Source organism: Algoriphagus sp. 10J20-15 (assembly GCF_055809615.1).
Map to the genome: position 1 here is coordinate 56,921 of NZ_JBVVUG010000004.1, position 23,621 is coordinate 80,541.

The 23,621-nt window shown below is 41.7% G+C and carries 20 protein-coding genes and 1 pseudogene; 9 read left to right on the forward strand and 12 right to left on the reverse strand.

Annotation, left to right across the window (positions count from 1 at the left end):
* Positions 1-2 precede the first annotated feature (2 nt).
* From AC0L6R_RS01970 to AC0L6R_RS01985, 4 genes are all read right to left on the reverse strand, one after another.
* Positions 3-647: a hypothetical protein gene (locus AC0L6R_RS01970; protein ID WP_283411857.1), complete on the reverse strand. Its 645-nt coding sequence runs from the start codon at positions 645-647 to the stop codon at positions 3-5.
* Positions 648-658: 11 nt separating this feature from the next.
* On the reverse strand, positions 659-2,818 hold the full coding sequence (locus tag AC0L6R_RS01975; RefSeq protein ID WP_473269717.1) for a TonB-dependent receptor: 2,160 nt from the start codon (positions 2,816-2,818) through the stop codon (positions 659-661).
* Between the two features lie 268 nt (positions 2,819-3,086).
* Positions 3,087-4,886 (reverse strand): M14 family metallopeptidase, encoded by a 1,800-nt coding sequence (locus AC0L6R_RS01980; protein WP_473269718.1) that lies wholly within the window; start codon positions 4,884-4,886, stop codon positions 3,087-3,089.
* Positions 4,887-5,128: 242 nt separating this feature from the next.
* The gene (locus tag AC0L6R_RS01985; protein ID WP_473269719.1) at positions 5,129-7,660 is read right to left on the reverse strand and encodes a M14 family metallopeptidase; all 2,532 of its coding nucleotides are present in this window, start codon (positions 7,658-7,660) and stop codon (positions 5,129-5,131) included.
* A gap of 423 nt (positions 7,661-8,083) precedes the next feature.
* Here AC0L6R_RS01985 and AC0L6R_RS01990 point away from each other — a divergent pair, with 423 nt between their 5' ends.
* The 5 genes from AC0L6R_RS01990 to AC0L6R_RS02010 all read left to right on the forward strand — a co-directional run bounded on the left by AC0L6R_RS01990 (position 8,084) and on the right by AC0L6R_RS02010 (position 11,402).
* Positions 8,084-9,478, forward strand: a complete 1,395-nt coding sequence (locus AC0L6R_RS01990; RefSeq protein ID WP_473269720.1) for an MBL fold metallo-hydrolase — start codon at positions 8,084-8,086, stop codon at positions 9,476-9,478.
* A 357-nt stretch (positions 9,479-9,835) separates the two neighbouring features.
* Positions 9,836-10,381, forward strand: a complete 546-nt coding sequence (locus tag AC0L6R_RS01995) for a peroxiredoxin (protein ID WP_473269721.1) — start codon at positions 9,836-9,838, stop codon at positions 10,379-10,381.
* A 127-nt stretch (positions 10,382-10,508) separates the two neighbouring features.
* Positions 10,509-10,820 carry a rhodanese-like domain-containing protein gene (locus AC0L6R_RS02000; protein ID WP_283411851.1) on the forward strand — a complete coding sequence of 104 codons (312 nt, stop codon included), beginning with the start codon at positions 10,509-10,511 and terminating at the stop codon, positions 10,818-10,820.
* Entirely contained in the window at positions 10,817-11,017 is a 201-nt protein-coding gene (locus AC0L6R_RS02005) for a YgaP family membrane protein (protein ID WP_283411850.1), read from the forward strand. Before AC0L6R_RS02000 ends, AC0L6R_RS02005 begins: the two co-directional genes overlap by 4 nt.
* A 46-nt stretch (positions 11,018-11,063) precedes the next feature.
* On the forward strand, positions 11,064-11,402 hold the full coding sequence (locus AC0L6R_RS02010; RefSeq protein ID WP_473269722.1) for an AAA family ATPase: 339 nt from the start codon (positions 11,064-11,066) through the stop codon (positions 11,400-11,402).
* Here the strand turns inward: AC0L6R_RS02010 and AC0L6R_RS02015 are convergent.
* Positions 11,300-11,830 (reverse strand): hypothetical protein, encoded by a 531-nt coding sequence (locus AC0L6R_RS02015; protein ID WP_473269723.1) that lies wholly within the window; start codon positions 11,828-11,830, stop codon positions 11,300-11,302. The two genes, AC0L6R_RS02010 and AC0L6R_RS02015, sit on opposite strands and share 103 nt — an antisense overlap.
* Positions 11,831-11,967: 137 nt before the next feature.
* Positions 11,968-14,785, reverse strand: a pseudogene (gene uvrA / locus AC0L6R_RS02020) (excinuclease ABC subunit UvrA).
* Between the two features lie 278 nt (positions 14,786-15,063).
* Here uvrA and AC0L6R_RS02025 point away from each other — a divergent pair.
* The 4 genes from AC0L6R_RS02025 to AC0L6R_RS02040 all read left to right on the forward strand — a co-directional run bounded on the left by AC0L6R_RS02025 (position 15,064) and on the right by AC0L6R_RS02040 (position 18,609).
* Positions 15,064-15,582, forward strand: a complete 519-nt coding sequence (locus AC0L6R_RS02025; protein WP_473269724.1) for a hypothetical protein — start codon at positions 15,064-15,066, stop codon at positions 15,580-15,582.
* Positions 15,583-15,749: 167 nt separating this feature from the next.
* Complete coding sequence (gene pnuC, locus AC0L6R_RS02030; protein WP_473269875.1) at positions 15,750-16,373, forward strand: nicotinamide riboside transporter PnuC; 624 nt, start codon at positions 15,750-15,752, stop codon at positions 16,371-16,373.
* Positions 16,374-16,545: 172 nt separating this feature from the next.
* Positions 16,546-17,058 carry an ATP-binding protein gene (locus AC0L6R_RS02035; protein ID WP_339867380.1) on the forward strand — a complete coding sequence of 171 codons (513 nt, stop codon included), beginning with the start codon at positions 16,546-16,548 and terminating at the stop codon, positions 17,056-17,058.
* A gap of 24 nt (positions 17,059-17,082) precedes the next feature.
* Positions 17,083-18,609 carry an arylsulfatase gene (locus tag AC0L6R_RS02040; protein ID WP_473269725.1) on the forward strand — a complete coding sequence of 509 codons (1,527 nt, stop codon included), beginning with the start codon at positions 17,083-17,085 and terminating at the stop codon, positions 18,607-18,609.
* Between the two features lie 15 nt (positions 18,610-18,624).
* Here AC0L6R_RS02040 and AC0L6R_RS02045 read toward each other — a convergent pair whose 3' ends face one another.
* The 6 genes from AC0L6R_RS02045 to AC0L6R_RS02070 all read right to left on the reverse strand — a co-directional run bounded on the left by AC0L6R_RS02045 (position 18,625) and on the right by AC0L6R_RS02070 (position 23,500).
* Positions 18,625-19,710 carry a serine hydrolase domain-containing protein gene (locus tag AC0L6R_RS02045; RefSeq protein WP_473269726.1) on the reverse strand — a complete coding sequence of 362 codons (1,086 nt, stop codon included), beginning with the start codon at positions 19,708-19,710 and terminating at the stop codon, positions 18,625-18,627.
* Positions 19,711-20,059: 349 nt separating this feature from the next.
* Complete coding sequence (locus AC0L6R_RS02050; protein WP_473269727.1) at positions 20,060-21,286, reverse strand: M20/M25/M40 family metallo-hydrolase; 1,227 nt, start codon at positions 21,284-21,286, stop codon at positions 20,060-20,062.
* Positions 21,223-21,600, reverse strand: a complete 378-nt coding sequence (locus AC0L6R_RS02055; RefSeq protein ID WP_473269728.1) for a hypothetical protein — start codon at positions 21,598-21,600, stop codon at positions 21,223-21,225. The genes AC0L6R_RS02050 and AC0L6R_RS02055 overlap by 64 nt, the downstream gene beginning before the upstream one ends.
* A 283-nt stretch (positions 21,601-21,883) precedes the next feature.
* Positions 21,884-22,063 carry a hypothetical protein gene (locus tag AC0L6R_RS02060; protein ID WP_473269729.1) on the reverse strand — a complete coding sequence of 60 codons (180 nt, stop codon included), beginning with the start codon at positions 22,061-22,063 and terminating at the stop codon, positions 21,884-21,886.
* On the reverse strand, positions 22,038-22,748 hold the full coding sequence (locus AC0L6R_RS02065) for a sugar phosphate isomerase/epimerase family protein (protein ID WP_473269730.1): 711 nt from the start codon (positions 22,746-22,748) through the stop codon (positions 22,038-22,040). The genes AC0L6R_RS02060 and AC0L6R_RS02065 overlap by 26 nt, the downstream gene beginning before the upstream one ends.
* A 164-nt stretch (positions 22,749-22,912) precedes the next feature.
* Positions 22,913-23,500, reverse strand: coding sequence for an alpha/beta hydrolase (locus AC0L6R_RS02070; protein WP_473269731.1), 588 nt, complete (start codon positions 23,498-23,500; stop codon positions 22,913-22,915).
* Positions 23,501-23,621: the final 121 nt, after the last annotated feature.

A 23,621-nucleotide genomic window follows, 5' to 3' on the forward strand; every position in this document is an offset into this window, starting at 1 on the left:
GCTTAATTACATTTAGATGCGACCTGATCAGCTTGGGTTTTTCCCCAAGTAGGTAGGATATATTCTTCTGTGATTTTTGCTTGTTCTTTTTTGTAAAGCTCTAGGCTCATTCTTGCCATTCCGCATGCTTTTTCCGGTCCTGTTCCAAAGAACTGAGACATCCCTAGTTCCATTTGAGACATCAGGGAAACTGCTCTTGGATTCTCACGATCTAGGTTTATTGCTTTTCCAAAAAGCTGCATTGCTTCTGGGCTCATCGTCTGACCACGACCTGCAGGATCCAAAGATATTTTTCCCATCAAAATATATCCATTAAGGGCGGTGATTTCGGAGTTTCCTGGAGCTATTTTTTCTGCTTTTTTGATTAATTCCAAAGCTTCGTCCAGACTTTTATCTTTATCAATATCGAATCGAAAAGCTGCTTCTGTTTTCAATAAAGCCGCATAATAGAATGGAAGCCATTCTGACTCGGCAGCCTCAGCAATTCTCATAAACCCATTAGTGACTTCCTGGGATTGTTCAAAGGTTTCAATTGTTGCTTTCGCAGCTAGTTGCTTTTGCATAGCTGCTATGAAAGCCGGATCAGCTGCTTGTGCTAAAGAAATTAATATAAAGGAAAGAGCGATGGTTAGGATTGACTTTTTCATGATTTTATGGATTAAAGGTTGTTTAGATTATTTGCTGTTTTGTCTTTGGAAAGTGTGAGGAAAACTCCTAAAAATAGGAATCTAGGAGCGACTTGCCCTTGAGGAATGGATTCAAAAACACCCTGGGAATTCGTTTTTGGACTGTAGGTATAGCCGAAGACATTGTCTCTGCCCAAAACGTTGGAGCATGCAAGATGAATGATAAGGTTCGGTTTTGGTAAGTAGCTCCAGGATAAGCTTAGGTTTTGGAAGCTTTTGGTTTTGGCGTTCATATCTGAATTATCCAAGTTTGGGTTGGTGTAGCTGTAGCCATCATTGAAGGCAAATGAAGCTCCGATCTGAGATTTGAAGGGAACGATAAAATGCTTTATTACGACAGAGACATTATGCTTCGGAGCGAAACTTGGTTGAACTTGGGTTTCATATTGGTTGAAGCTTCTTTTGCTATCTACAAAGCTGTAGGTGATCCAGTAGTCCGTATTTCGGAAGGTCTCACGATCTCTGAAAAAGAAATCAATTCCTCGGGCGTAGCCAGATCCATTAGTTGCGAGTTCTTTTGGATCGTCTGGCAACCCTTCAAATGTCACCAGCTGATCGTATGACTTGTAAAATGTTTCTGCTCTGAAGGTGAAGCCTTCTTTGGAAAACAGGTAGTTTAAAATCAAATGATTTGATTCAGCATTTTCTAGATTGGTATTCAACACACGGAAGTTTTCCAAAGGCAATTGATGAAAGCTTCCTGTCGCAAAAGACAGCTGACCTTTATCGCCGAGCTGATAAGCTATAGAGAATCTTGGATCCACCCATTTCTCATTAGATACCGAACTTGCGCCACCTCTCAAGCCTCCTCGAAATACTAGATCCTTATTCAAATAGAAATCCCATTCAGTAAATAGATAGGTCTCATGATCTTTAAAGTCTCTCTTCCAACCTTCAGCAACCAACTTTTCTGAATAGGGGTGGATGAAATGCTCAACACCAAATTTTGCAGAAAGGCGATCGGAAAAGTCCTTGATTGCAATTCCTTTGATATGAGCCAGTTCACTCTTGCGCTCGATGATTAAGCTATCATAGGCGATCTTGTCAAAATTATTGGAGTATGATATCCCTGTAAAAACCAACCAGTCATTTTTCAATGTTGTTCTCCAATTGGCCTGAGCATAGCTGTAATTATTTTTTAGATCTACCAAAACCAGCTTTTCAGTTCCTGGAAGTGGCTGCCAGAGGCTCATTCCTCCTGACTCAGTTCTTGCCATTATTTTAAGGAGTCCATTTTCTCCGGTTTTCTTTTGCGCAGCGACTTCCAAATCCCAGCCATTTGGAGCTTTTTCAAAATCAACTTCTTGCTTAATCAAACCTTGGTATGGTCCAAGATTGAAGTAGTTTGCACTTGCAGTAATGCTTTGCTTTTCATTGGCAAGTGTATGTGAATATCCTCCGCCGATAGTCATCAAGCTTAGGTCTCCTTGGCTTCTTTTTGAGAGGTCTTTTGTATTTAAAGCTAGGGCTGAGGAAAGTGCTTGACCATATTCAGCTGAATAGCCTCCGGTGCTAAAAAATGTTCCTTTAAATAGGTTAGGATTGAAGCGGGTGCGGGTCGGCACATTCCCGGCGGTGGTTCCATAGGCATTTCCTACACGCATTCCATCGATGTAGATTCCTACCTCGCTTGCATCGCCACCCCGAACAAACAATCTCCCATCATTTCCCACGGTGCTTGTGCCGGGAAGTGTCTGAAAAGCTCCCATGATATCGCCCATGGCACTTGGTGTAGTCACGATGTCGAGTGGCTTTAGGATTACAGATTTGCTTGCATCAGAAGCTTCCATTGCTCCGGCAGAGATTGTCACGGAGTTCATTTCGGTGATCGCCTCAATTAATTCGATTGGCTGAACTTCATTGGAACCTTGTGCAATAGTAATCGCAAGCTCTTGTGTTTTGAAGCCAAGAAATTTGAAAACCAAAACTTGAGCATCCCTTGCAGAAGTTTCGAACTGATAACTTCCATCTTGGCTACTAGTAGCTCCATCATAGCTTCCTTTGAGCTGGATGTTTGCTCCTGGCAGTGGTAATCCTTTTTCGTCCAGCACTTTTCCTCGGATAGTTGCTTGCGCAAAAGCTTGAGTTTGCAAAAGAAGAAAGGCGATAAAAAGTAAAAGTCGTGGATTCATTTCGATTTAGATTTGAATCAAAAGTGCACGACTTGTCCTGTTGAAAAAATTAAAGCTGACTGAAGTGTAGCAATTGGCGACTGAAGTGTAAAAATGTAAGACTGAGTAAAATCCTCAGAAATGCAAAATAGTAGGAAAACAACGTGTGGTCACCTTGAAATTCAATTTGGGACACATGATCTGTTGAAAACCTGGCATTACCAGGCTTTCAACAGATTGTAGTCATTTATACAAAATGATAGCTATAAGTAATTATAAGGTGGTTTTACTACCATTCTCTTCCTACAGGAATTACTTTCCAGTTTTGGTCGAAATAAGGAGTTTGCTTATAAAACCAGGAATAAATGGTTCTAGGGGATTTTGCAAAGTCTGGGTTAGAAAACTTCTCAGCTTCAAATCGCTTTTTTAAATCTGCATCTTCGGATAGCATCCTAGCGATCAAAGGCTCCATGATGTAGGTTTCCATGTATTCTGTCTGCGAAAATATCGAATTGAAATATCCCCACTGAAAAAAGCTATCCACAGATTCTGGTTCGAGCAAAATCACAGCAAGTTCACCGAGAGCTTGATCAGTAGGTACCCTTATTGATCCAGGATTTAAAGTCAGCCTTCGGTATGTTTTATCCAATTCAAATCTTTGCACACGCATTAATCCTTCATATGGCTGATTTCCCATGGAAAAACTGGTGACTGTGGATAACTCGACATTCACTTCTCTTGCTTCCTTAATGGTTTCAAATTGAATTCCATGTTGTTTTAGCTTTGTGATTACATCTGTCCATTCTACTGGAACCCAGTAAGCTTTTGGAACAGAAACCGACAGCTCCGGTACATCCATGAAAATGCTTGGGACTGACTGGGTCACAGGTTTTCCTTCCCACTTCACATATTCTGCTCCAGTTATTTCGGATTTTACTTTTGAAGAAGCTATTCCAAGAAATTTCATTGAATCAGCCGGGGTATCCCGGAATTTGAATTTGACTGGAATAGACTCTTTCTGTTGATTGGAATCAGATTCGACCGCTTTTTGTAGTGCAGCATAATGATTCCCCAGAGATTTGATCGCTTGCTCTAAAAACACATAAGTGCCTAAAACACGCTGCTCGAATGGTTTCAGTGAGTGATTTTCAATCAGGATAGAAGCCATATGTCGGATATCACCATAGGTATGAGAGAATCGTGGACTGAAGGAAAAAGCGACATTTCCCGCAGAGAAATCATTGCCATTTGCTGCGAATAGCAAGGGGCCGGGAATGTGTCCTTGTTCCTTTAAGGCTTGATCTACTTCTGGCTGAAATTTGGTAGAAAGCCAAGATGAAATTTCCGGGGAATATCCGCCAGTGGCTACATAGCCGTAAGTAATGTCATATTGATAGTCTGCCCCGTCAGTGACATGGATGTCAATGTATAAATCAGGATCGTAGCTGTTGATAACTTCTGTCACAGCTTGTATTCCTGCAGTCTCCAACTTGGTATAATCTCTATTCAGATTGAGATTTACGGCATTTGTTCTCCAGCCCATTTCTTTAGGACCTCGCTGATTTACTCTCCCATATTCACTTCTTCTTTCATGACCGTCAACATTTAGAATTGGAATGAAAAGTAGGTTGGCGTTATCTAATAAGCCTATTTTGTTCCCTTGGCTAATATCTCTAAGCAACATCATACCCGCATCTTTTCCATCTATTTCGCCTGCATGAATTCCTGCTTGAAAGAAAATCAGAGGTTTGGATGATGTGGATAATTTATCTGAACCGAATTCCTTATTCTTTGAACCAATCACAAGTTTAATCGGTCTTCCTTGTTCGCTTGTACCTGCAGTGACTAGTTCGAGATATTCAGAGTTTGCGACTAATTTCTCTATCCATGCCATTGTTTCGGCATAAGTAGGCGATTCTAATCCATCGGAAAGCTCAAAAGGTGTCACCCATTTCTCAGACTTATCCACAAGTAATTCTTTGCTTTTACCATTCCAGGGAATAGTTGGAGGCATGATGTCTTGCGCAATAATGAAGGTTGGTGTAGCGAAAAGTAGAAGAGCCAGAACTAGATGCTGAAGTAATTTCATGTTTGGTGGTTGTTTGCTTAAATATCGGAAGTACTTCGATAGTAGCGAATCATTTTTAGTTAAAAAGCCAATTGTTCATTTAAACGCACAGAAGCCCAGTCTGAAATGGACTAGCCCCCAAAAGAAGACCGGGCTTAGGGATTTTCAGTCGCTTACTGAGTGCTAATTCATAGGAAACACAAACGGCAGCACTTGGATATTTTTTGCTCAAATGCCCAGATGACTAATCTATTCGCTCTGTCTTACTGTCCTACCATAAAGATCGCGTTACTCAAAATCAGTTTACCAGACTCCCAGAAACCTCTGAAAATTGGATCATCCACGAAGTAAACAATTTCTCCACGGCCAGCTCTCTCTACTCCTATTGCCAGTGACTCACCCATGCTGGATTTGATTTTAAATCCAATATAACCGGTTCTGTACGCATCGTTATTTGCAATTATTCCGGCATTTGCTCCATTGCTTAGGTAGGTGAATTTGTTAGAATTGTTTTTAAGGGCATAGTATTTCCCACCAGTTCCATAGCCGAGTGGATGAGTTTCATCCATCGTTATTTGGTAAATTGCCCCGGCTGTTCCTCTTGAAATTGCCACACGTTCACCCTCTTGGTAGGGAGTTAACCGCTCTGCTTTTGCTAGGGAATCCAGTTTCTTTTTGGCAGCTTTTTTCTCATCATCACTATCGAAAGTCTTCAGGTCAAACCCCTCTTTGTCCGCGAATAAATTCAAAGCACCATCGATGGCAATTAGTTTTCCTCCGCCTCGAACCCATTGCATTACGTTTTCTTCAGCTGATTTGCTCAATCCTCCACCACGCATGGAAGGCATGATGAGCACTGTGTATTTATTTAGGTCGTAGCGACCCATATTATCTAGTTCCAGATTTACCAGTGGATAATTCAGGTCTTTCTCGAAGAAATGCCATAGTGCACCGTAGTTCAGCGAATTTGTTCCTTCTCCACCTACTAACGCTACTTTTGGGGCTTGGATTACACGGATATTAGGCGAGCCAAAGTCTTTTCCTTTGTCCACATAGCCGCTCATGGTGGTAGCAAGAGTCACCCCAAATTTATTGGCGATCTCGACTACCGTTTGGTCGAAATTCGGCACATACTCATTGCCTCCTTTGGTAATCATCAGAGATCCAGCGGAGAAGCTTTTTCCTTCTACTTCAAAAGGAAACTCATTGTATTTAACACGAATATCTGCCTTGAGTAAGGCTGATAGGAATGCCACATCATTGGTCCCTTGCCAAGAGGCAATGTATGCGACCGGAGTTTTGCCGGCCACATTTGCAGAAAAGGCAGGTTTCTCGTATTCTCCTGCTGCGTTCACACGGGTTTCTAAGGCATACGCCTCCAATCCGTAAGCATACGGCATGGACCAGCTTGTGATGTCATAAGTGATACTGTCATTTAAAACTGGATTTGGCTCAAATAATAGTTGCGTCAAAACTGCTTTTGGCTGGTAAGCATTGATGATAATGTCTTCCTCGCTTGTAGAGAAAGATTCACTTTTCCCAGAAGTATAGGAAAAGCCTTTCAAACCAGATTTAGCTCCTGCCTTTCCATAGGTGATTTTATTTTTATCCAGAAGTTCAAGCAACTTGGCTACCTGAGCAGGATTGCTTTCTCCCTTGATTACAAAGCTTTTGTATTGCCCTTTTGGAGATGTAGAGTTTTCATCGAAGAATTTCTCAAACTCGGAAAGTAATTTTTCAGCGTTTTTGCTGGTTACTTCTGCAGCCGACATCGCTGCGGTATAGTGGCCTTGAATTCTGTAGCTCAATGTCACCGTGTCTCCTACAGCATCAAATCCGCCAACTCCAGCTTGACCGCCACCACCTTGCTCGATAGTCATGCCGATAGCTCCGTTAAACATAGGATAGGAATCGCCATAGGATGGGTAAAGTAGATCGAAACGCTCCTTGGTGAAGTAAAATCTCCCTGCCTCATCGAAGTATTTGGCAGTGTTTCTACCAAAAGTATCCTGAAACTCGTGCTGCCACTCAGTCAACTGCTCATGAAGTGGTTCGGCAGCTGGTGCCATGTAAAAGGGATTGTTGATGCCTTGCTCGTGAAAGTCCAAGTGCAGCTGAGGCATCCACTCGTTGTAAAGCTTCATTCTAGCCTGAGATTCTACTTGAACTTGCCATGCCCAATCTCGATTCAAATCAAATAAATAGTGGTTTGCTCTTCCGCCAGGCCAAGGTTCATTATGCTCTACAGATTGTAAATCAGGCTGAAGGGTAGTGTTCATTTTCTGATTGTACCAATTGGAGTAGCGATCGCGACCATCGGGGTTGATACATGGATCTATGATGACCACCTGATTTTTCAACCATTCTTGTGACTTGGCATTTTCAGGATTTGCCAAAGTGTAAAACGATGAAATCGCAGCTTCCATTCCTACAGACTCATTTCCATGAACGTTGAAGGACATCCAGTTTATCGGTACTGAAGTAGAAGGGTCTCCATCCATCATACCCGTTCTCTTAAGATTATCAGTACGGATTTGTTCCAGATTGGCCATGTTTTCCGAACTCGAAAGAATAGCCACAATCAGCGGGCGCTTTTCGTTTGTTTCGCCGTATTGGATGAGTTTCACATTAGGATTATTAGCTGCTACATGCTCAAAATAGTCAACCATGCGGTGATGAGGAGTGAAGCGATCACCTGGTTTATAACCCAAAAACTGCTCAGGGGTCTGGATTTGGGCCCAGGAGCAGAGAGTGGTCAAAAAAATGAATAATGATAAGAGTAAGAGTTTTTTCATAAGGAGTAGGTTTTTAATCCACCTGAAATTTAAGATGATTTGTGAATTGCCTTACCACCGATTAAAAAAAGACTTGGTAAGCAAGGTTAAATAAGTAAAAGCTAATTTTCTTATATGATTATCCCCAATGATGCCAGTCACCTTAGATTCTTTGCTTATCTGGTCGGAAGACCGATGATCGAAGGGGCCTCAATTCTTAAGTTTAAGATATCCTTTTTTGCTTTTGACTTCACACTGACACAGAAGCGGATATACATATATATCATGTTATCTTCTATTGAAGAACACTTTTCTAAAGCTTACTTTAACTAGAGTGAGTTCATTATCTAGTAAGGCTAATGTGACAAAAGTCTCAGAACGTAGCCCATACTCATCCGTACTTAAAGTATCTAATTGAATTAACAACAGCAAACTACTATACTTATGTTTTTCCAACATGTTTACGACAAATCCCTAGCACAGGCAAGTTACTTTATAGGCTGTCAGGTAAAAGGCGAAGCTATTGTGATCGATGCACAGCGGGACATGGATGTCTACTTGAAGATCGCAGAACAAAACAATATGAAGATTACTCATATTGCCGAGACTCATATTCACGCTGATTTCCTTAGTGGATCTAGAGAATTAGCTGCCGTGACTGGTGCCACAATGTACTTGTCAGACGAAGGGCCCAAAGATTGGAAGTATGAATTTGACCATAAAGGACTTCTACACGGAGATAAAATTCACGTCGGAAACTTAAGCTTGGAAATTTTGCGTACTCCAGGACATACTCCTGAGAGCATCTCATTTTTGCTCACAGATCATCCTGCTACGGACAAACCAGTCATGATTTTCACAGGGGATTTTGTGTTTGTAGGAGATGTCGGTAGACCAGATTTGTTGGAAAAAGCTGCCGGTGTCGTAGGTACACAGGAAAAAGGAGCTGTGCAAATGTATGAATCGATTCAACGCTTTGCGGAGCTGCCTGAATATGTGCAAGTATGGCCAGGACATGGCGCTGGGTCGGCCTGTGGCAAATCCTTGGGGTCTGTACCAAGTTCTACTGTAGGGTACGAAAAAATCCGAAATTGGGCATTTCAATATGCTTCTGATGAGAAAGGATTCGTGGATTATTTGCTAGACGGTCAACCTGAGCCTCCTAAATACTTTGCTATGATGAAGCACTTGAATAAGGTAGAGAGGCCTCTTTTGGTGGAAGTTCCTCAGCATGCCAAGCTAAGCAAGGCTCAATTTCTCAAAGCATATAATGATGGGCTGAAAGTAATAGACACTAGAAATAAAGTCGATTTCGCTAAAGGTTTCTTACCAAACAGCATCAATATTCAAGGTAATAATTCATTTTCAACTTGGGCTGGCTGGCTGCTGAATTATCAAGAGCAATTTATCTTAGTCGCAGAGGAAAGCCAGATGGAAGATTTGACTAGAAAGTTGATGCGCGTTGGACTGGATAATATCTATGGATTTATAGAGGATGTGTCTGCCTACGACTTGGAATTGCAGACGGCTGATGTGATCGATATGGAAGAATTTAAGGCCTTGGCAAAAAAGGATGATGTACAGGTAGTGGACGTTAGAAATACCACCGAGTTCAAAGCTGGCCATGTCCAAGGTGCGGACCATGTCTTTGTAGGTACTATTGAGAGCAATTTGGATAAAATCAGCAAAGACAAACAAGTGGTAATTCACTGTCAAAGTGGAGATCGTGCTGCTATAGCCTATTCTCTTTTGAGAAAAAATGGCTTTGATGAGGTGAAAAATTATTCTGGAGGAATGAAAGAGTGGTTAGAGAAAGGTAATGAAGTAGTAAAAAATTAATCTATTTATTCCACCAGCCAATCCTCACCAAAGTGGAAGATTATTACCATGAAGATCGTTAATCTAACTTTCGATTTTCATGGTAAATGCTGTCTAATCACCAGTGAATTTTTAAAGATTTTTAGCGCTTTCAGATTGGCAAGTCCAAGAAGGCCTGAATAAATCTTGGTTATAAAATTATAGCGTTTCTACTTTTACCGGCACCTTCATTTTTGAATTGTGCCTCAAGATTAAAGGCCTAAAAATAGGTTCATACTAACTTGAAAATTAAAGCTTTCTATGTGACAAAAGTCGCTGTAGTAGACGCAAGAAAGGTGGAAATTGCCCTTATAATAAGTCTAACTAACCACGTTAATCATGGATACTCAAGTAATAAATTCAATACCAAGAATTGGTGACATGGCACCGGATTTTGATGCGGTAACTACTACAGGGAATCTCAAGTTCTCAGAATATAATAAGGGGAGCTGGGTGATTTTATTTTCCCATCCTGCTGATTTCACGCCTGTTTGTACTACCGAAATGAGTGGCTTCGCAATGGAAAGTGATTTCTTTGAGCAGCACAACACTAAATTGATGGGTTTAAGTATAGATAGTATTCATTCGCATATTGCTTGGGTCAATGCGGTCGATGAAAAAACTGGGGTACTGTTCAACTTTCCGATCATCGCGGATCTAGATATGAAAGTATCAAAGCTCTATGGCATGCTACAGCCTGGCGAAAGTGAAACTGCAGCAGTTCGGGCGGTATTTATAATTGACCCTACTGGTAAAATTAGATTGATAATGTACTATCCATTGAATGTAGGGCGAAATATGGATGAAATTAAAAGAACCTTGCTGGCCCTTCAAACTTCTGACGAGTACAAAGTTGCGATGCCACTAAACTGGCAGACCAGGTGATAAAGTGATCGTTGGAGCACCAAAGACTTTGGAAGGTTTGGCAGAAAGAAAAGCGGATAAATCCCTAGAACAGGTGGATTGGTATCTCGCAAAAAAATCTTTATAAAACACATAAAATCAATAATATATGGGATTTCTATCAGCAATATTCGGAGCTACCGATAACACCAAATTGATTGAAGCAATACAGCAAGGCGCATTCCTGGTAGATGTGCGCTCTGCCGGGGAGTTTGCTTCTGGATCTGTCAAAGGAGCAGTAAATATCCCTTTGGATAGGATTGGCTCTCAGCTATCCAAATTCAAGGGTAAGAAAAACATTGTAGTATTTTGCAGATCTGGTAATCGAAGCGGACAAGCGAAAAGCATTTTGGAGCAAAACGGCTTTGAAAATGTTATTAATGGTGGAACGTATCAAAAAGTAAATCAATGCATTAAATGAAAAAGAACATGGGTTCCGCGGACAAAATCATTCGCTTGCTACTTGCGGTCAGCATAGCGGTGTTGTATTTCACAGGTATCATTTCTGGTTCCTGGGCACTAGTTCTGGGGCTGTTGGCAGTTATTTTCACTGTCACTGCATTTATCAATTTTTGCCCTTTATACCTTCCTTTTGGGATTAGTACCCGTAGGAAATGAATTCGATTGAGTAGTTGAAAAAGTTGCTATCATCCTATAGTAACAAGTGCCTGGTAAGGTTTACCAGGTATTTCTTTTTGGTGAAAGGCTAATACTTCCACTACTTCGGGAATGTCTCTCGATTTTCCCTGTAGTTGGGCTCTTGGGGCCTAAGCAGGTAGGGAAAACTACGCTTGTCAAAAACCTGACATTGGATAAAGAAAGTATCTACATCGATCTGGAAAAAGCCTCTACCCCAAATCTGCATATTGGGTTTATTCTAAACTTTACGCAACCTGCGTTCTATCTCATTTCTGCTTTGAAAGAATTGATCACTGAAGTGAAAAATGGCTTCGCTTTTTCAAATTGTTCGGTTGGTGAAGTTGCCGTTATTTTGAAGGTTTGATTCAGCTTTTGGTGCATGTAAAAAATGCCCATTTTATCTCCATTTGTGCCATAGGAGAATTTCACCCACTTAGCCGGAGTTTCATCGATCGTAGTTGTTCCATTTTCCTCCACTTTTAAATTCGGAAACTCCTCAGGTAAAATGTACTGAATTTCAAAAAGAAAATCTTCGTTGAAGGATTGCTTTGCACCTACCGATTCAAAATTTTCTGTCCCCTGAGCGCTTTCTAGATAGGTTATAGATAGGATTGCATTATCTATTTCTTTAGCAATTATCTTATAATCATAGCCGTCGTCACTTACCTGCCAGTCTTTTGGCAAAACATAGCTGAATTTGATGTCTGGATCAGTAACCACTACTCGTTCTTGAGCAAAAGTAACTAGTGGGATCACTGTTAGGGAAAATAGAAATAGGATGCGATAGATCATGATGGATTTAAAGTTAGGATACGAAAAACACCTGAACTAATATATCCATTAAGATGAGGTTTATAAAATACCGAGTCTTTGATTTAATAAGAATTAAGAAGTTAAAAGGGAACGGTCATCCTTCTGAAAGCCATGAATTACACAAAAGCCTCCCTTAAATACTTCGCAGTATAATTTCCCTCTTCTTTCATCATATCTTCTGGGGTTCCTTCGAAAGTCAGGTATCCTCCTTTGTTTCCTCCTTCTGGTCCTAAGTCGATTACCCAATCTGCAGATTTGATCACCTCGGTATTATGCTCAATGATGATTACTGAATGTCCCTGATCGATCAGTGCATTGATGGAATGCAGGAGTTTTTTGATGTCATGAAAGTGAAGTCCAGTCGTAGGTTCATCGAAGATAAATAGGATATGATCAACCTGTTTAGTTCCGCCCTTGCCTAGGAAGGAAGCCAGCTTTACCCGCTGAGCTTCACCACCTGAAAGCGTATTGGAGCTTTGTCCCATACCAATATAGCCAAGCCCAACTTCCTGTAGTGGTTGCAGCTTATTGATAATTTGAGTCTTTCCCTTAAAGAAATCCAAGGCTTCATCGATGGTCATATTCAATACGTCAGAGATGTCCTTCTCCTTGTACTTTACGTCCAATATCTCATTCTTAAATCGCTTGCCTTTGCAGGATTCGCAAGTGAGATGGATATCTGCCATAAACTGCATTTCAACAGTGGTGATTCCTTCTCCGGCGCAATTTTCACAGCGACCACCATCCACGTTGAAAGAGAAAAAAGCAGGTTTATAGCCTCGCTGCTTGGAAATAGGCTGCTCGGAGAAAAGCATACGAATTGCGTCATAGGCTTTCACATAAGTCACAGGATTAGATCGGGACGACTTTCCTATAGGGTTTTGATCCACAAATTCCACTTGAGAAATGGATTTGTAGTCTCCCTCGATCTTGTCGTACTTTCCACTTTCGTCGATGACAGTACCCAGCATTTTTCCCAAAGCAGGATAAAGCACTTTTTTGATCAGAGTAGACTTGCCTGAACCGGAAACTCCAGTTACACAGGTGAGCGTGTTCAGCGGGAATTTTACAGAAATGTTCTTAAGGTTATTTTCCCTAGCGCCTTTTACTGTAATTGAATCCTTCCACTTGCGATTGCCATTTTTCTGGAAAATCAACTCTTCCCCACGCAAATATTTGGCAGTGTGCGTCTGAGCGGAGGTCATGAGTTCAGCTATTGTCCCTTGGAAAAGCAACTCTCCTCCATGTACACCAGCATCTGGGCCAATATCAATGATCTGATCAGCCGCTTTCATTACCTTTTCTTCATGTTCAACTACGATCACGGTGTTGCCCAGGCTCTCGAAGTGACTTCAACACTTCGACCAAACGATCGGTGTCTCTTGGATGCAAACCGATGCTTGGTTCATCTAAGATATACATGGAGCCTACCAGCGCAGAGCCCAAGGAAGTCGCCAATTTGATACGCTGAAATTCCCCGCCAGAAAGAGTAGAAGTCAAGCGATTCAAGGTTAGGTATCCTAATCCAACCTGATCCATATACTCCAATCGACTCTGGATTTCTTTCAGCAATCTGCTCGCGATTTTTGCCTGATGGGGTGGAAGATCAAGGTTATTGAAAAACGGCAATGCTTCGTCAATCGGCATCAGCACGATATCCTGAATGGATTTATCTTCGATTTTTACATAAGAAGCATCTTTGCGCAAGCGCGTTCCCTTACAGTCAGGGCAAGTCGTACGACCGCGGAAACGTGAAAGCATTACGCGATATTGAATCTTATGCGTTTTGGTTTCCAGGTCTTTGAAAAATGCGTCCAGACCTTTGAAATACTTGTTCCCCGTCCAAAGCAAGGCTTTTTCCTTGTCATTCAGATCCTCATAAGCTCTATGAATAGGGAAGTCAAACTCGATTCCTTTTTTCAAAAGCGGTTCCACCCAAGCTCGTGAGGATTCCCCTCGCCAAGGAGCAATTGCGCCTTCATAGACTGAAAGGTCCTTTTCGGGAATAACCAGATCGGGGTCAATTCCCAGCACATTTCCAAACCCTTCGCAGGTACGGCAGGCACCGAATGGATTGTTGAAAGAGAAGAAGTTGACCGAAGGGATCTCGAACTGCATGCCGTCGAGTTCAAAGCGATCTGAGAAACTCTTAGTCTCCTGACCAGGAATGGTAATCTTACAATCTCCGTGACCTTCGAAAAGCGCAGTTTGCACCGAATCAGCAATACGGAATTGATTGTCTTCATCCTCCTTGTGAACAGCCACACGGTCGATTAAGATCTCATAATTCCCCTTTTGAATCTTTTTTTCCTGAAGCAAATCTTCGACAAAATAGGCTTCATCGTCAATTAAAATCCGTGTATATCCTTTTTGCAAGAGCAATTCCAACTCTTGGTTGATCTTCCTTCCACGCTCAATTTGAAGCGGGCAGGAAATCATGACTTTTGATCCCTCTTCAAAAGATTGAATGTAATCCACGATGTCTGTGACGGTGTGATGCTTTACTTCTTTCCCAGAAATAGGCGAGATTGTTTTCCCTATTCTGGAGAAAAGTAGCTTGAGGTAATCGTAAATTTCTGTTGTTGTCCCTACGGTGGAGCGAGGATTTTTTGTATTGACTTTTTGCTGAATAGCGATGGCCGGAGCTACACCCTTGATGTATTCCACATCGGGTTTTTCCATCCTGCCGAGAAACTGGCGGGCATAAGAACTTAAGCTTTCCACATACATGCGTTGGCCTTCGGCAAACAGCGTATCGAAAGCCAAAGAAGACTTTCCAGAGCCCGAGAGCCCGGTTACAACAACAAATTTATTTCTTGGAATTGCGACGCTCAGGCTTTTCAGGTTGTTCACCCGGGCGTTTTTGATGATAATGAATTCCTTGGGATCGAGGGAATCGATGGATGTATTGGCTGTTAATGTACTCAAAGTCATAGGGGACAAAGTTACGAAAGGAACAGAGGAACTCCTTGGAAAGTTTGAAGCTTGCAGCAAATTGTCGGATATGGATGGAAATCCTTAATTCGCGATATGTTAAGATATACTAGTTCGTTTAGGCGAATGGCTTGGGGGGAAGTAGACAAATTTGCTGTAGCGTTTGTAATGAAGGAACCGTCATTTACATGTGAATGATGTTTCAAGGTTCTTTGAATTATCTTGGCGTGTCGCTTTATCCATATTTTGTAGCAGTTTTTTTACATTAAAATGAAATTATGAAAATTTTCAGCAAACGTTTTTGGGTTCTTATCCCGGTAGTTTTAGTACTCTTTTCTTGTGAGGAAGCAGAAAAGCCTTGCGGATGTACCAACCTTGACGTGGCCTTCCTTTTCAATGTAGTAAATCAAGAGAATGTTGATTTATTGGACCCAAGCGAGCCAAAACATCTTGAAGCGAGCGATTTGTCAGTTTCTTTTCTCCTTGATGGAGAGAAAGTGGAGGTTTATGACTCTAAGATTAACCACTTGAAAAGCTTTCCCAGGATTGTAGAACCGGAGCCTTTGGCGGGTGTGGATAAGTACATACTAAATGTGATTTTAAATTCATCAGAGGATGAAGCTAAACCAACCACCTATTTGGAGTGGAAAGATGGATCAATAGATGAATTGCAAGCTGAATTTAGTTATAGTGGCAATTCTGTAATCGTTAAGAAGCTTTGGCTGAATGGAGATCTAATTTGGGATATGCAAAGGGATGGAGAAAAGCCTATTTATCCACTTGTTAAGGACTTCTAAGAACAGCGATTATCAAAGTTGCTTTCCATTGAAGATGCTTCCCATGGTTGGGAGGCATTTTTATTGGCTGGATATTTCCGCTTTTGGTTAAGTATTTTCCTGCCAGGCAATTCTCCAATCCGCCACTGCGGACAAGTACTTACAATTTTATTCCTTTTCTTCGCATCATGGAATTCCAATTTTTATATGATGGAATAAGGGAAGGTCTTGCTGCGATGACTTGGCTGGAAGCTATTGCTGTGTTTTTCGGAATTGCTTCTGTGGGTTATTCGATGCGGGAGCACATTTGGGTATATCCCACAGGCATTATTTCCACGCTCATCTACGTTTGGATTTGTTTGCAATACAAGCTCTACGCAGATATGGGAATCAATGCCTATTACTTCAGTATGTCGATTTTCGGCTGGTATGTTTGGACTCATCCGAAGGAGGGAAAAGCGGAGCTGCCCGTGACATGGCTCAAACCTTCGGGTTGGGCGGTTTCATTAGGAATATTTGTGTTGTCTTATTTAGTCCTCGTTTATGTCTTGATCAATTTCACAGATAGCGATGTGCCTTATTGGGACTCTTTCACGACCTCTTCTGCGTTTGTAGGCATGTGGTTGATGGCAAAAAAGAAGGTGGAAAACTGGATTTTCTGGATTTTGACTGATTTGGTGGCTGTTCCGCTTTATTTTTACAAAGGATTGATCCTGACATCATTTCAATACCTTTTCTTCACTATTTTGGCGATTATAGGATTAATTGCCTGGATCAAATCAGCGAGAAGACATGAGATTTATGCTTTATAATTAGATATTATTTCGCTCTTTCGGAGCTAAGGGAAACTAAATAATTGCAAACCCAGCCCGTTAGGCTGGGCTTTGGTATCTTGGGCTTTCAGCCTTATTCATACCACTAAAAATTCTGCTTTGCGCCACTCCGTGTTGACCTCCGTGGCCTCTGCGGTAAAAAACCTTATCAATGCCCAATCCACAACGAATCTTAATTCTCGGTCCAGAATCAACAGGCAAAAGCACACTGGCAGAAGATCTGGCTAATCACTTTGGGGAGCCTTGGGTGCCAGAATATGCTCGGGAATACTTAGATCAGTTAGGTAGAGAATATCGCTACGAAGATTTGATTGAAATAGGAAAAGGGCAGGTTGCCTTGGAAGATGAGATAGCTAAAGGAGCGGAAAAGTATCTTTTTTGTGATACAGATTTGCGAGTTATCCACATTTGGTCGGAGCATAGATTTGGGAAGACTGATCCTTGGGTACTAGAGCAAATAGCTGCGAGAAAGTATGCTAAAATCTTTCTTACCGATACCGATTTACCCTGGACACCAGACCCTTTGCGGGAATATCCAGAATTGGAGATGCGAAATTACTTTCTTGATTTATACACCAAATTGGCGAAGGAAAGCGGTTTTCCTTTTTATCTAATTTCTGGAAATAGGGATGAGCGGCTTACAAAAGCCCTCGAATTGCTTTAGTTTCGAATTTGAAAACACATTGCTATGACACGAAATATTCTCTCTCTAATTCTAGTACTCTCATTTTTTTCTTGCCAAAAAGTTGAAGATCAAAAGCCCACTAAGCCCAATATAATTTTTATTCTGGCCGATGATTTAGGTTTTGGTGAGGTAGGTTATCAAGGTCAGAAGAAAATCAAAACGCCGAATATTGATGCCTTGTCAGAGACAGGAATGATTTTTACGAATCATTATTCCGGTGCACCAGTTTGCGCTCCTGCGAGATCCGTTTTGCTTACAGGAATGCATATGGGGCATTCTTATATACGCGGAAATGATGCTATGAAAGAGCGTGGAGATGTATGGGATTATGCCAAAGCTTCTGCAGATCCAAACCTTGAGGGGCAGAGAAATCTCCCTGCAGAAACAGAGACCATGAGCAAGATGCTTCAAAGAGCTGGTTATAAAACTGGCATAGTAGGTAAGTGGGGTTTGGGTGCGCCATTGACGGAAGGAATTCCAAATAACTTGGGTTTTGACTATTTCTACGGATACAATTGCCAGCGTCAAGCTCACAATCTCTACCCAACTCACCTTTGGGAAAACAAAGAAAAAGTGATGTTGGATAATGACTTGGTCGTTCCGGCTACCAAACTGGGGGAAGGTGATGATCCAAATGATCCGGCGAGTTATGCCAAATATGAGCAGAATGATTATGCGCCGGATTTGATGCATGAAAAGGCGATGAATTTCATCCAGGAAAATAAGGATGAGCCATTTTTCCTATACTATGCTTCTCCTCTTCCGCATGTTCCTTTGCAGATTCCGAATGAAGAGCGACAGGAATATATTTCCGAATTTGGATCTGAAGAACCTTATAATGGAAACAAAGGCTATTTTCCTAATCAATATCCAAATGCTACTTATGCGGCGATGATCACCAAGCTTGATCAGCAAATCGGCGAGATCCGAGCAAAAATTAAGGAATTGGGTTTGGAGGAAAACACCATGATTATCGTGACTAGTGACAACGGGCCAACTTATGTAGGTGGAGTGGATTATGATTACTTCGAAAGCTCTGCTCCATTCACGAATGGATTTGGAAGAACAAAAGGCTTCCTATACGAAGGAGGTATTCGAGTTCCAATGTTGGTAAGCTGGCCAGGAAAGATTGAGAAGAGTACCTCGGATCACATTTCAGTTTTTTACGATATTTTCCCTACCCTGGCCGAGTTGGTAGGCGCATCTGTTCCTGAAAATTTGGATGGAAAAAGCTTCCTGCCGGAATTGATGGGGAAAGAACAAGAAAAGCATGACTATCTCTATTGGGAATTTCCCGAAACTGGCGGTCAGCAAGCCGTAAGAATGGGAAACTGGAAAGCCGTACGTCAGAATATAGTTAAGGAAAATAACTTGGAAATCGAGTTGTATGATCTTTCAAAGGACATTCTGGAGCAGAACAATATTGCTGCTGATCACCCGGATTTGATTAAGAAATTTGAAGAAATCATGGCAAAAGAGCATGAAACTCCTGTGGTGAGTACTTTTAGAATGCCTGCTTTGGGAGATTGATTTTGTAGGAAGCAGTTACCATTTCCCCAAAGAAAGGGTAGCTGCTTCCACTAGTCTCATCATATCTGGGTGAGCATTATTGTTTAGGATGATGATGGTTTTATTTTCTTCCAAATAGCGAACGATGATCGTTGAGTATCCAGGGTTTCCACCAGTATGCATGACCATTTTCCCAAATGGACTTTGAGGCTTTATCTCCCAGCCAAATCCGTAATAGCTGCGTGTTCCATCGTTTAGCTTGAATGCACTATAAGCCTCTTCCATGGTCTTTTTGGAAACTAGCTTTTCGGTATAAAGCGCTTGATCCCATTTCAGCAAATCTTCTGCATTGCTGCTGACTCTTCCCGGGCCTTTTCTGTTGCCCAGCCAAATTGTGTAATCGGAGGATTGGAATGTATTTGCATTTACATAATTGCCGTTCCCATCTTTGATGTGTCCTGCGGCAAAATTCTTAACCTTCGCTTTTTCCTCCAAAGATCGGATGTCAGTGTTTTTCATGGCAAGAGGCTTAAAAATCCACTCCCGCATAAGTTCTACGAAATCCTCTCCAGTTGCTTTTTCCACAATACTAGCAAGAAGAACATAGCCCGTATTACTGTATTCGTATTTGTCGCCAGGTTCAAATGACTTCGCTGGTTTGTATTTGCGCAGGTATTCAAGAATCTCAGGGTTTCCGGCTACTTTGCTTTTGTCCCAATGCTGATTCATTACGGCCTGATAATCCGGTAATCCGCTGGTATGCGTGAGAAGATTACGAATGGTAATTCCCGGGTATGGAGTTTCGATGTAATTCGAAAGCTGATCATCAAAACTCAGAAGTCCTTTTTCCTTGCAAATCATAACCATCATTGCAGTGAATTGCTTAGATAGGGAAGCTAATTCGAAAATATCGCTTTCGTGTAGGAGTGCACGATTTTCATAGGTTCGCATTCCCATCGCATCTTCGAGAAGTATTTTGCCATCTTCTGCTACGAGTACTACTCCAGAAAACCCTTCTGTCTGAGCTCTATCAATTGCTTCTTTTAGGATTTTTTGCTGCGCAAAAACACTAGGTTGTATAAGGATAAAAGCCAGAAGAAAGAGTGCAAGAAATCTATTCATGACAAGGGGATTTATCAGGAATTTACAAAAGGTTTTGCTGTTGCGCTAATATGGGGTGGAAATGAGGATATTGAAAAATAATATTAACCGCAAAGCCCATAAAGTCCCGCAGAGTTGGCAGAGCTTAATTTCGAGAGTGCGGCATTTATAAATGATTGCTTTTGCCGTGAATTCTGTACGGCAGGTTTTTATGATTTTGTTTTAAAGTATTCTTTACTTAAGCAAAGGAATTTGGGCTATAACCTAATTCTCTATGTGGGAGAGAGGGTTGCTTGTGCCATCTGCGGTAAATAAAAACAAAAAAGCCACAGTTTCCCGTGGCTTTTAATATATAGATAAGAGGTTAATACTATTCTACTCCACCTTTTCTAGTAGGAGATCTTACTGCTGGCCATTCTGCCGGCTCACCACCTCTTCCGAGTGGTACACGTACCTCTCTGGATACCATGTCGTCCTCTTCACTGGCCATATAAACCATGATAGCTGCCATGATCACGTTATTCTGAACGTCATCAAACACAATTTTATCATAAGTATCTAAATTGGTGTGCCAAGTATAGTTGAAATAAGACCAGTTCAAAGAGCTCAATGAAAATGCCGGAACACCAGCTGCCACGAAGGAAGCGTAGTCAGATCCGCCACCTCCTGGATTGCCAGGAAAAGTAGTTTCAACATCTCTGGTGATCTCGCGAGGTACTTTGGACATCCATCTGCCCAAATACTCATAGCTATGTATGAAGCCTTGTCCAGATACGTTGGCCACACGACCGGTTCCGTTATCCTGGTTGAAAAGCGCCTGGATTTTAGGCATCATCTCAGGGTGGTCTTCTACGAAAGCTCTAGAACCGTTCAGTCCCTGCTCTTCAGAACCCCAGTGACCTACCAAGATTGTACGCTTAGGGTTAGGATAGACTTCTTTCAATACTCGCATCACTTCCATCATCATGATTGTACCAGTTCCGTTATCCGTAGCACCAGTACCGCCATCCCATGAGTCAAAGTGTGCAGAAAGCATCACATATTCGTCAGGCTTCTCAGTACCTTTGATTTCAGCAATTGTGTTGAAAGTCGGAACCATGCCGTTTTCTTTAGATTGCGCATTAAGGTTGATCATTGGTTTTTCGCCACCTTCAGCCAATCTGAAAAGCAAGCCATAATCCTCCAAAGAAAGATCAACAGTTGGTACTTTTTTAGTTGATGCAGAGAAGATTTTGTTTGCTCCGAAACCTTGGGACCAGTAAGAAGTAATGATACCTAGTGCTCCTGCATCTTCAAGTGCGATAGGTAGCTCTCTTCTGCCTTGACCTGTTTTTTGAAGTCTCTGGTTCCAAGCTGTATTAGATTCAGTACGTTCTTCTTTCATTTTCTCGAAAGATTCTTCAGTAGCGAATTCCTCCCAGTTGTAATCAGGACGGCCTGTCACCTGCGGAGCGGAGATCATTACATATTTGCCTTTTACAGAAGGAAGCCATGCTTTGAAAGCCGCTTCATCTGCCAGTTCAGGGATTACCACTACTTCACCTTGAGCCCCACCTTTTGGAGAAGATGGACTCCAAGCCAATTGCTGGCCTGCCAAGGATTTGTCCAAGGAGCCACCATATCGATGTGGGTAATTCCTCTTTCCCAGCCTCTCCATTCGCCCCACTGCTCATTGCGAGCTTCTATACCCCAGCCTTTGTATTTTGCTACTGCCCAATCGTGCGCTTTTTGCATTTGAGGGGAACCTACCAATCTTGGGCCGATACCGTCCATCAATTCGTGTCCGATCTGCTTGAGTTGGGAGTTTTCAGTTTCCTCTTTGATGATCTTTTCGATCACTTCATCTTGTGCTTGGACATTGCTGCCGAGAAGCAGCATCAGGCCCACGCCTAATAAGTATCTCTTTTTCATATGTTTATATTTGGTTTTCTTTGGTCGAATAGAATTTTATATGATCTAAACATCCCAATCTGAGTAGGATTGAACATGCTCAATTCCATATATGACTATTTTATTTTTAAAATTATCGCTTAGTAACGTGATTTCCGCACCGTTGGTGGATTTGTGGGCGTACAGAGATGTGCTTGTCCTAATGATTGAGCCCTTAGCTTCTGCACTCGTTTTTCTGTATAAAGGGGGGAATGTTTGGGATGACCCCTAAGCAAATAAGTTAATCAGATTCTTCTTAAAATAGCTAGCACTTTCTTTTACGCTTTGAATAGGGTTTTGCGGCGAAATTCCCTCCTTGCTGAATGTAGTAGTATTCCATTCCGGAGAGGCTAGCAGCTGGGAGAATTTTGGTGTAATCAATTGATCCATTCCCCATTTCGGTATAGTCTCTCGAAACTTTATCCATGTCTTTGATATGCCACATGACAAATCGGCTTGGCGCTCTTCATGAAAAGTTCATGGGCAGTTAGTGGAGAGCTGTGTGCGACCCAATACAGGTCGATCTGAAGTTTGACTAGCTCTGGATCTGTATTTTGCAAAATGATATCATAGCCGATTTCACCGTTATGGTCAATAAACTCAAAATCATGATTATGATAGGCAAAGCCAAGTCCGGCTTTATTCACTCTTTCTCCAATCAAATTCAGCTTATCGGATAAGATCTTGAATTTTTCGATTGAGCGGGACTCTGGATCTAGCCATGGCCAGGTAATATACTTTTGGTTTAGGGCATGAGCTCCTACAATGCTTTGATCTGTATATCGCATCATGTCCTCGGAGGATCCGTTGTAATACTTGATAAAATCGTAATGACCAGAGGTGCTTACCAGAGAATTATCTTCCAAAACCTTCTTGAAATCGGTAGCCGGCATTCCATAGAATTCCTGTTTTTCACCATCATAACCATAGGTTTCGGTATCCTGATAGCCAAATCCAGCAATTGTTTTTAAAGCTAGTTTTGGATCTTCTGCCATGGGAGCTCTGATCGTAAAAAGCTGAAGTCCCATTTTGTAATCTTTAGCCTTCGGGGAATTGAATCCAGCTAGTCCAAAACTTGCAGCAGATACGGCAAGTCCGGTTTGCTTTATGAAATCACGGCGGTTAATCATTTGAATGAGATTAATTAGATAATGGTGAAAAACACAGGAGTATGATAGGCTACTTTGACTGCTCAAAATAGTTATGAAAAAATAGCAATCGGTATTGCACTGCATCAGCCCAATATTCCCAGGTATGGCCCCCGGGACCTGTCGTAAAGGTATGGGGGATATTATTATAGGCTGAGTCTTTCGTGGAGCTTCACATTGACATCGTAGAAGAAATCTTCTGTACCACAGCTGATGATTAATTTTAATTTGTTTGGAATCAGACGATTGCTTTGGTACATCACAGAATATTCTTCCCAGCGCTGAGGGTTTTCTGCTTTGGTTCCTAGGTATTTTTTCATTTCCCAGTTTTCTGGAAATGGGCTAATATCTACTCCTCCACTTAAGCTTCCGGCTGTTCCATAAGTGTCTTGATGACGAAAAGAAAGGTAAAGTGCACCATGACCTCCCATACTTAAACCCGTGATGGCCCGTCCTTCACGACTTGGAATTGTGCTATACTTTAGGTCAATAAACTCAACTAATTCCTCGCTCACGTAAGTCTCATATTTTGAGTCTTCCACTTCTGGACTGTCCCAGTACCAGCTTCCAAAATTACCATCGGGCGTGACGATAATCAGATTGTATAAATCAGCGAGACTTTCTATTTGAGGGACTTTTTCGATCCAATTCTTATAGTTTCCTGAATAGCCGATGAAGCAGGTACAGACGACTGGATAATCCTTGGATTCGTTGTAATCTTTTGGCGTGATCACTACAGCTTTGATTTCTTTTTTGCATGGAAGCACTGTAAGTCGCGACGGTGTCTACACTTGCCAGCGTAGTGAAGGAAAATAGAAAGAATAAGGAAAATACTAAATAGGGGGAGTGCTTGGC

Excerpts from the sequence above, each read along its gene's own strand:
- AC0L6R_RS01970 (WP_283411857.1), bottom strand. The coding sequence starts at position 647 with ATGAAAAAGTCAATCCTAACCATCGCTCTTTCCTTTATATTAATTTCT.
- AC0L6R_RS01975 (WP_473269717.1), bottom strand. The coding sequence starts at position 2,818 with ATGAATCCACGACTTTTACTTTTTATCGCCTTTCTTCTTTTGCAAACT.
- AC0L6R_RS01980 (WP_473269718.1), bottom strand. The coding sequence starts at position 4,886 with ATGAAATTACTTCAGCATCTAGTTCTGGCTCTTCTACTTTTCGCTACA.
- AC0L6R_RS01985 (WP_473269719.1), bottom strand. The coding sequence starts at position 7,660 with ATGAAAAAACTCTTACTCTTATCATTATTCATTTTTTTGACCACTCTC.
- AC0L6R_RS01990 (WP_473269720.1), top strand. The coding sequence starts at position 8,084 with ATGTTTTTCCAACATGTTTACGACAAATCCCTAGCACAGGCAAGTTAC.
- AC0L6R_RS01995 (WP_473269721.1), top strand. The coding sequence starts at position 9,836 with ATGGATACTCAAGTAATAAATTCAATACCAAGAATTGGTGACATGGCA.
- AC0L6R_RS02000 (WP_283411851.1), top strand. The coding sequence starts at position 10,509 with ATGGGATTTCTATCAGCAATATTCGGAGCTACCGATAACACCAAATTG.
- AC0L6R_RS02005 (WP_283411850.1), top strand. The coding sequence starts at position 10,817 with ATGAAAAAGAACATGGGTTCCGCGGACAAAATCATTCGCTTGCTACTT.
- AC0L6R_RS02015 (WP_473269723.1), bottom strand. The coding sequence starts at position 11,830 with ATGATCTATCGCATCCTATTTCTATTTTCCCTAACAGTGATCCCACTA.
- AC0L6R_RS02025 (WP_473269724.1), top strand. The coding sequence starts at position 15,064 with ATGAAAATTTTCAGCAAACGTTTTTGGGTTCTTATCCCGGTAGTTTTA.
- pnuC (WP_473269875.1), top strand. The coding sequence starts at position 15,750 with ATGGAATTCCAATTTTTATATGATGGAATAAGGGAAGGTCTTGCTGCG.
- AC0L6R_RS02035 (WP_339867380.1), top strand. The coding sequence starts at position 16,546 with ATGCCCAATCCACAACGAATCTTAATTCTCGGTCCAGAATCAACAGGC.
- AC0L6R_RS02040 (WP_473269725.1), top strand. The coding sequence starts at position 17,083 with ATGACACGAAATATTCTCTCTCTAATTCTAGTACTCTCATTTTTTTCT.
- AC0L6R_RS02045 (WP_473269726.1), bottom strand. The coding sequence starts at position 19,710 with ATGAATAGATTTCTTGCACTCTTTCTTCTGGCTTTTATCCTTATACAA.
- AC0L6R_RS02055 (WP_473269728.1), bottom strand. The coding sequence starts at position 21,600 with ATGAAAAAGAGATACTTATTAGGCGTGGGCCTGATGCTGCTTCTCGGC.
- AC0L6R_RS02060 (WP_473269729.1), bottom strand. The coding sequence starts at position 22,063 with ATGTGGCATATCAAAGACATGGATAAAGTTTCGAGAGACTATACCGAA.
- AC0L6R_RS02065 (WP_473269730.1), bottom strand. The coding sequence starts at position 22,748 with ATGATTAACCGCCGTGATTTCATAAAGCAAACCGGACTTGCCGTATCT.